Source organism: Bacteroides sp., from assembly GCF_052357945.1.
Classification (GTDB): domain Bacteria; phylum Bacteroidota; class Bacteroidia; order Bacteroidales; family Bacteroidaceae; genus Bacteroides.
On sequence record NZ_DAWCXD010000016.1, the window covers coordinates 47,161 to 54,489 of the forward strand.

Consider the following 7,329-nt stretch of genomic DNA (forward strand, 5'->3'; position numbering starts at 1 on the left):
TTTACTTATCTTTGTATAAGAGAGGATGAGGGCAAAATTTAGCATCAAAGAGGTGTAGTCGCCTCATAAGCACAGGTATTTTCCTAGAAAATAAATTCTAAGGTATAAATACCTAAATTTATTTTAGTAAATAACTCATCCTCTCTTCTCTCTTTTTTATATGCATATACAAAATGGACGGAATTTTAATAACGATCATTGTTATCACCGCTTTCCTGGTTTATAAGATGATTTCCTCAAGCAGGAAACAGGAGGGGTATAAAAGATGGAAAGCAACAAGCAGTGGTAAGGAAGAAAAGACTACTAAGGTAAAATGGGAACACGGAGCCTGGCTTAGGCATGCTTTGGGAGAAACTGTTCCGAGAGCGCAGTATGTTCAAAAGTTTGATGAATCGGCTGTTGTTTGGTGCGCCAACTTGTTGGGAGTGGAAACGGCACGGTTGAAGGAGATTCTACGGGATGTTTCTGAACATTACCGGGAGTTCTGGATGAGAAAAAGAAAGGGAGGTTATCGGATGATTTCTGCTCCTGACAAAGAATTACAATCTATTCAAGCCACCATTAATTCTCGAATATTATCATCTGTGACAATGATTCATCCGGCGGCAGTAGGTTTCCGGAGCGGTCATTCTGTGGTTGATAATGCCAGTCCCCATCTGGGAAAACGGTATGTCTTGAAAATGGATATTCATGATTTTTTCTTTTCGATACGGAGCCGGAGGGTGAAAAAGACATTTGAGAAGATTGGTTATCCGGAAAATGTGTCTAAAGTATTGGGAGTGTTGTGCTGCTTGTACAGGCACTTGCCGCAGGGAGCGCCTACAAGTCCGGCGTTAAGCAATATCGTGGGGTATGAGATGGATAAGAAATTGGCGGCACTGGCAGCGGAATACGGACTGACTTATACCCGCTATGCCGATGACCTGACTTTTTCGGGAGATGTGTTTCCCAAAGAACAAATCATTCCCCGGATCAAACAGATCATCCGTGATGAGAAATTCGAACCGAATCATAAGAAGACCCGTTTTATCAATGAGTATGGCAGGAAGATTATTACAGGAGTATCTGTTTCTTCCGGTGCGAAACTGACAATCCCTAAAGCCAGAAAGAGAGAGATCCGGAAGAATGTCTATTTTATCCTGACAAAAGGCTTGGCGGAACATCAGCGCCGGATTGGCTCGAGTGATCCTGTCTATCTGAAACGGCTGATTGGAGAACTTTGTTATTGGCGGTCAATAGAACCGGACAATGCGTATGTATCCGATTCTATTAACCGTTTGAAATGTTTGGAGAAAGGGTATTAATCTAATTGGCAATCGTTACCCGTTCATTTTCTATCTTGGCGTAATTCCTTTTCACAGCTTCGCGAATACCTCTTTGCATGGCAGCGTCTATGTTCGATCCCATACGGGCAAAGCCGAACTGTTGTGCGCATGCTTTTATCAAATCTGCCGCAGGCAGGCTGATGGAGTCGGTCAATAGTTGCCGGATGGCATTGGCTATCTCTTCAGGTGGTATGTCTGTCGCTTCCCGGTCGGAAACCGGGCGATAGATTGAATAGGAAGCGCATTGCTCTTTGTCGTTCCAGCAGAAGACAAGTCCTTCGTATTCTGTGCGATAGATATTCAATGTGTCGAGTGCTGTTTCTATCTGTGCTTCTACCCGTGTTCCCAAGCGGCTGATTCCCCATTCGGACAGGATTTTCTTACAGAGCAGGGATTTACTGATTGGCGCCTCGCTTTCCATAATCTTCCGTATTTGGGAGAGGAGGATAGAGTAACTGTCCGTAAAGAAAAAGTCTTCCGGTGAATAACTGTATGGGGTAATCTTTGCAAACTTGTACTTTTGTTCTATCCGGTTTTGCGTAGAAAGAACGGAAGCAGCTTGCTTTTCAGGGGCAGCAGGCGATGCCTTGAGCACGAATGAAATTTCATTGTTGGTTGTCTGTGCCGTCGGTGCAGGTGCTGCCACTTCTGTCGGAGTTGAGTTAATTCCGGCTGTTGTCATAGAGCCGACCTTTGAACTCTTTTTTCGGGCGATAGCCTCTTGGATAGTTGCTATTACTTCGTCCGGCTTTTCCCACCAATCCATTGTCCATATCCGGTAGATGTCCCATCCGAGTGCTTTCAATACATTATTCTGCACAATTTCCCGGTCACGTGCGGTCTTGGTACGTTTGTAGTTTTTGCCGTCGCAGATAATACCTAACTGATAGTTAGAGGTGTTCTCGGTGTCGACGATACCTATGTCTATCTTGTATCCGGAGCAACCGATGTCTGTATGCACAGTGTAACCCAATGAGCGTAGTCTGTCGGCAATGATCGTTTCGATGGAGGCTGTTGTTTCCGACAGTTGTCTTGTCACGCTGTTGATGGTGCTTCGGGTTCCCTTCTCCGCATATTCGAGGAAACGTTTTAGTCCGGCCACTCCAATGGAAGAAGTCCGGTTCAGGTCGATCATATCCGACCTTAGGGTGGAATAGATAATCATCTCATACCGGGCACGGGAAACGGCTACATTCAATCTTCTTTCGCCGCCTGCCCGGTTCAGTGGTCCGAAATTCATACTGACGCGCCCTTCTGCATCCGGCCCATAGCCCACAGAGAAGAGAATAACATCGCGTTCGTCTCCCTGCACATTCTCCAGGTTCTTGATAAATAACGGTTCGTCGCATTCCAACGCAAGAGTTTCCAGTTCGGGGTAAAAGATAAAAAGGTCAGATAATAAGTCTTCTATCAAGGCTTGTTGGACAATGCTGAAAGTGACTACACCGATACTTTTCTTTCTTAGTTCCTCGCTTCTCAATCTTCTGGCTATTTCGTCCACTACTGCTTGAGCTTCCGCCCGGTTCTGGCGCGACTTGCCTTTATCATAGTAACCGTTGATGTTGACTATCCTGACTTTCGATTCAATGTTGTCCGGTGAGGGGAAAGTCATCAGTTTGTTATCGTAATATTCGGAGTTACTGAAAGCGATGAGGCTCTCATGTTTGCTTCGGTAGTGCCATAATAAATATTTGGAAGGGATAGACAGGGCGAGACAGTCGTCAAGGATACTCTCTAAATCTTCCATTTCAATGTTGTCTTCATCAATGGTGTTGACCGAGAAGAAACTGGTAGGGGGCATTTGTTTCGGATCGCCTACGATAATGACGTTTTTGCCCCGTGCAATGGCGCCCACCGCTTCATAAGTAGGCATCTGTGAGGCTTCATCAAAGACAATCAAATCAAATTTATCAGCGTCCGTATCGATGAATTGAGCGACGGAAAGAGGACTCATCAGCATACACGGGCACATGCGCGACAACAAAGTGGGAATCTGGTCGAATAGCTTGCGAATAGATATGCCGCGGGCATTGTTGCGGATATTCTTTTGAAGGATACCCACTTCGGAACTTTGGATGGCTTCGTGAGTGAAAGACGGAATGTTGGAGGCCAACCGGGCAAATAATTCTCTTTGGGTCGTTTCTTCGAATTTGGCGGATATTTGTTTGTATTTAGCAATGATATCATTGAATATCTTACCGTTGAATAATTCCAAAGTCGGCTCTTTGGCGATGATATACCGGATAGCCGCCTGATAGAAACTCTTGCGGAAACTGTCTGTAAGTTGGCCGGTAGGAATATTCTTTTCCTTATATTCCGTCGCGATAAATCCTATTCCCAGGCTATGCAGGGTTTGGTAGGCTTGTAGCCACTGATACCAGTCTTTGAGCTTGTCGAGGTTCTCTTTCCAGGTTCGGGCTTTTGACAAGGCAATCGTTATCCAGTCGGCTGAATCGGTATAAAGTTCTTCGATCGAGATACCCAACATGCCGGACAATTTCTTTTCGGTGGCTGTGAGTGTATTTGCGAGCTGATACAGTTCATTGAAAGAATGAGCATGAATATCTCTGAATGTTTGAATTCCTTCTGTGAGTTGTACGGACAAATTCTGCTTGATTTGCGAAACTTTGGCAATGTCTTTTGCGTAGTTCAACAAATGCGAATGAAGGGAAGTCATGTCGTCGATTATCTGCTCAATGGTGTTCCAATCCTCGTTCTTGCCGGGGCGTCCGAATAGGGAGGGAAGTTGCCCGATGTATTTCCGGACGGCTTCTGCTTCTTCCTGATACCGGATAATGTGGTGGAGCAGAGGTTTGATGTCTTCTGTTTCAATCGTTTTTAAAGCATATACGTTGATTGCCTTTCTGATTTTCCGTTGTCCGAAATATCTGGGAAGGAACCATTGATCGGATACCCGGTTCCATTCGGCTATCATCTGCTTGGCGTTGATAGACAGGATTTCTTGGGTGAATCCGGTTTCTATCTCTTTCCTTTGTTCATCCCGTTTCCGTCCGTGAACCACTACTTCCTGGTATTCATTCAGTGTTTCGTTGAGCAATGGCAAAGTCAGCAATCCGGGAGTCAGTTCCGGAATGTCGAGTATTCTCCGGATGATGTGGGAGATTGTCTGGAAATCCTTGCGTGTAGGGTGTATATCCGTATCTTTTAGAAGTATGGAGAATACATCCAGCTTCTGCCGGATGGTGGTCAACAGGTCGATAAATCCGGTGAGCAGTTGGGAGGACTCCTCCTTAACGGCTGATGAATATTCGGTAATTGAGATGCCGGTTAATGGATGCTGATAAGGGTGTCCGCACGCATTGGCCGTCCGGACTAACAACTCGATGGCATCTTCCCATTGGGCGAATGTGTCTTTATCTAATGTATCCAGATAAACTTGTGGAATATCAAAACAAGATTCGACGTCCACGGATTGATAATGAATAATGGCGTCATATAATGAAACTCCGAACGGGTATTCTTTATGCAGGGCTTCGATATATTGATTCAATTCCGCCCGTAAATTCAGCAGGCGTTCCGCTTCCTTTCTGAATTCTTCGGGAGGTGTCTGCCTGATAATTTCCGTGGTTTCTTTCAGTTGAGAGATAACGGCGGATTTCTTTGTCTTGTTGGAATGAATTTCCAGACAGAACGGAGCCAGGCCGATAGCTGCCAATCTGTTTTGTACAACGGAGAGGGCAGCCATCTTTTCCGCTACAAATAAAACACGTTTTCCTTTGTAAAGCGCGTTGGCGATAATATTGGTAATCGTTTGCGATTTTCCTGTTCCTGGAGGCCCGTGCAGGATGAAAGTCTTGTCGTGTACGGCTTCGTAAATAGCTTCCAGTTGCGAAGAATCGGCGATGATGGGTAATACAATGTCTGCGGGCGACACTTGTTTGTCCATATCCGTTGCATCTATTTCCTCTGTGGCGGCTTCCCATTCTATCTTTCCGTTGATGAGGCTGGACACAATCTTGTTCTGAACCAGTTTGTTGGCATTGTTGTGAATGTCATTCCACATAATGAACTTGTTGAAAGAGAAGATACCCAGAATCGCTTGCTCTTCCACGTCCCATTTACGCTGGTTCTTGATGCTGTTGCGGATAATGGAATAGATCAGTTTGACGTTAACACCGCTTTCGTCGGTAGGTAACGGATCCAATCCTGATATGGAGATTCCGAAGTTTTGGCGAAGCATTTCCAATAAGGTGATGTTCATCATTGTTTCTTCTTCCCGGGAACGGATTACGTAACCTTTGGCTGCCGATTTGCGGATAATTTCAACCGGTAATAGCAAGATGGGGGCATATCGGGGGCGTTCGCTGGAAGGTGTCTCATACCATTTCAAAAGTCCGAGAGCCAGATAGAGTGTGTTGGCTCCATTCTCTTCGATAGAAGTACGCGAAGAGCGGTATAAGTGAGTCAGTGCCTTACCTAAATCGTTTTCGGGCAGATAGAAACGTAACCTTTTCTGTGAAAGTTCCGAGTTGATGAAACCAACCATGGGATCAGACTCCGGTATGGAGGAATAAATCCCGAAGTCCATCGCCGGACTTTCCCAATCGGCAGGGCGGTGGAGGATGCGGAATTCTTCTCCGTCGGCCAATGCATCTTCCAGACAGGATAGATTAGCCGGGATGAGTTGGAGCGTGTTTTTGGTAATCCGGATATTCAGCAGGTTGTTGCGCAGGCTTAAATCCAGCAACCGTCTTTCCCATAACAGTTGTTTGGTGATTACGGTCTGGGTTTCATTGCCCGATAAATCATACGGATTGATACTTTGCGGAGTGGCATGAACGGCACTTTTTTGAATGTCGGTCTCCTTTTCTTCTACTTCCCATACCTGTCCATGCAAAATGCGTTGGGGGATGGGGCGGATGCCCGAATGTCTCGCTCTTTTCACATCTATGGCAAGAATGAAACTGTTTCCATCCGTCAACTTTCCGTTCGCTTTCTTCACAGCATCGTCGAAATCGGACGAATGGCCCATGTTCATGCAGGTCGTTTCAACTAAGGTAATGTCGTAGATTCCTTCGGCTGTCCGTTTGGTTAACAGGGAAACATCGTCAATGGTAGGATCCGGAAAAGTCTCCGGCACTAGCCAGGCTCCCGCAAAAGCATGCCCTTGAGTGATGATAATGAGTGCATTCAGACCGATTGCTTCCAGGCAGGAAGCATAGAGCAAGGCCATATCCAGACAGGTTCCCAGTTTTTGTGCCATTACGGAGTCGGCTAGCCGTACACGTTGCCCATATTCCTCGAAGCTGGCGGGGATGGTGCTGTATATAATCTGTTGTTCCGTGATAGCCGTGTAGATGGCGGCCATCTGTTTCCTTACCCGGTCCGGAGTGCGGCTTTGATATTCGTCGAGGGACGGATTATCAGTCCATTGTCCCAGGATGGAAGCGGCTCTCTTGATGATCGGCACAATGGCTGTATGATTGGGGGTGATGAAAGCGGCCAGCATTTCGGGCAATACATTGAGCCCTCCCCATTGGTCGTATGCCAGAATGTCGATAGGGTAGGTTTGGCAGAATACGGATTCTGCTTCGGAAGTAATTTCAATTTTCAGATTGCCGGATAAACGTTCGGTCAGCTGTGTGAAATAGTTGGCGGACAAAGTGAGATTGAATGACGACAGGCATATCGATTCATTGGGCGGAATCTGTGCCACAGCTATCGGAGCAGCGTTTCCGAAAGTCGGTTCTGTCGTGATTTGTACCTGAATGTCCTTCAGCGGGGCAGGCGTTGTATTCTCAATAGAAAGCTGATGAATGATTGATGCACCGTTTTGTTGTATCGCAAAATTAATAAGCGGTAAATAGTCGCATTGCACCTTGACTTTGTCCAATCTCTCGTCCATGGCAAAAACTGTATAAATTAAAGATTGCAATATTACAAAAAATACGGATATAATTCTCTTTTCTTCTGCCATTCTTTTGTCAATCAAGAAAATATTCCTACCTTTGCGCCCGATTTATAGATAATATAATGTCTTATT

At 45.7% G+C, this 7,329-nt stretch carries 2 protein-coding genes; one reads left to right on the top strand and one right to left on the bottom strand.

Annotation, left to right across the window (positions count from 1 at the left end):
* The first annotated feature begins 173 nt into the window (after positions 1 to 173).
* Positions 174 to 1,304, top strand: coding sequence for a retron St85 family RNA-directed DNA polymerase (locus ACT8YW_RS05880; RefSeq protein WP_444104320.1), 1,131 nt, complete (start codon positions 174 to 176; stop codon positions 1,302 to 1,304).
* A 1-nt stretch (position 1,305) separates the two neighbouring features.
* Here ACT8YW_RS05880 and ACT8YW_RS05885 read toward each other — a convergent pair whose 3' ends face one another.
* On the bottom strand, positions 1,306 to 7,263 hold the full coding sequence (locus ACT8YW_RS05885) for a DUF3320 domain-containing protein (protein ID WP_444104321.1): 5,958 nt from the start codon (positions 7,261 to 7,263) through the stop codon (positions 1,306 to 1,308).
* Between the last annotated feature and the right edge of the window lie 66 nt (positions 7,264 to 7,329).

What these genes read in the sequence shown, in the direction of transcription:
- ACT8YW_RS05880 (WP_444104320.1), top strand. Translation starts at nt 174, where the DNA reads ATGGACGGAATTTTAATAACGATCATTGTTATCACCGCTTTCCTGGTT.
- ACT8YW_RS05885 (WP_444104321.1), bottom strand. Translation starts at nt 7,263, where the DNA reads ATGGCAGAAGAAAAGAGAATTATATCCGTATTTTTTGTAATATTGCAA.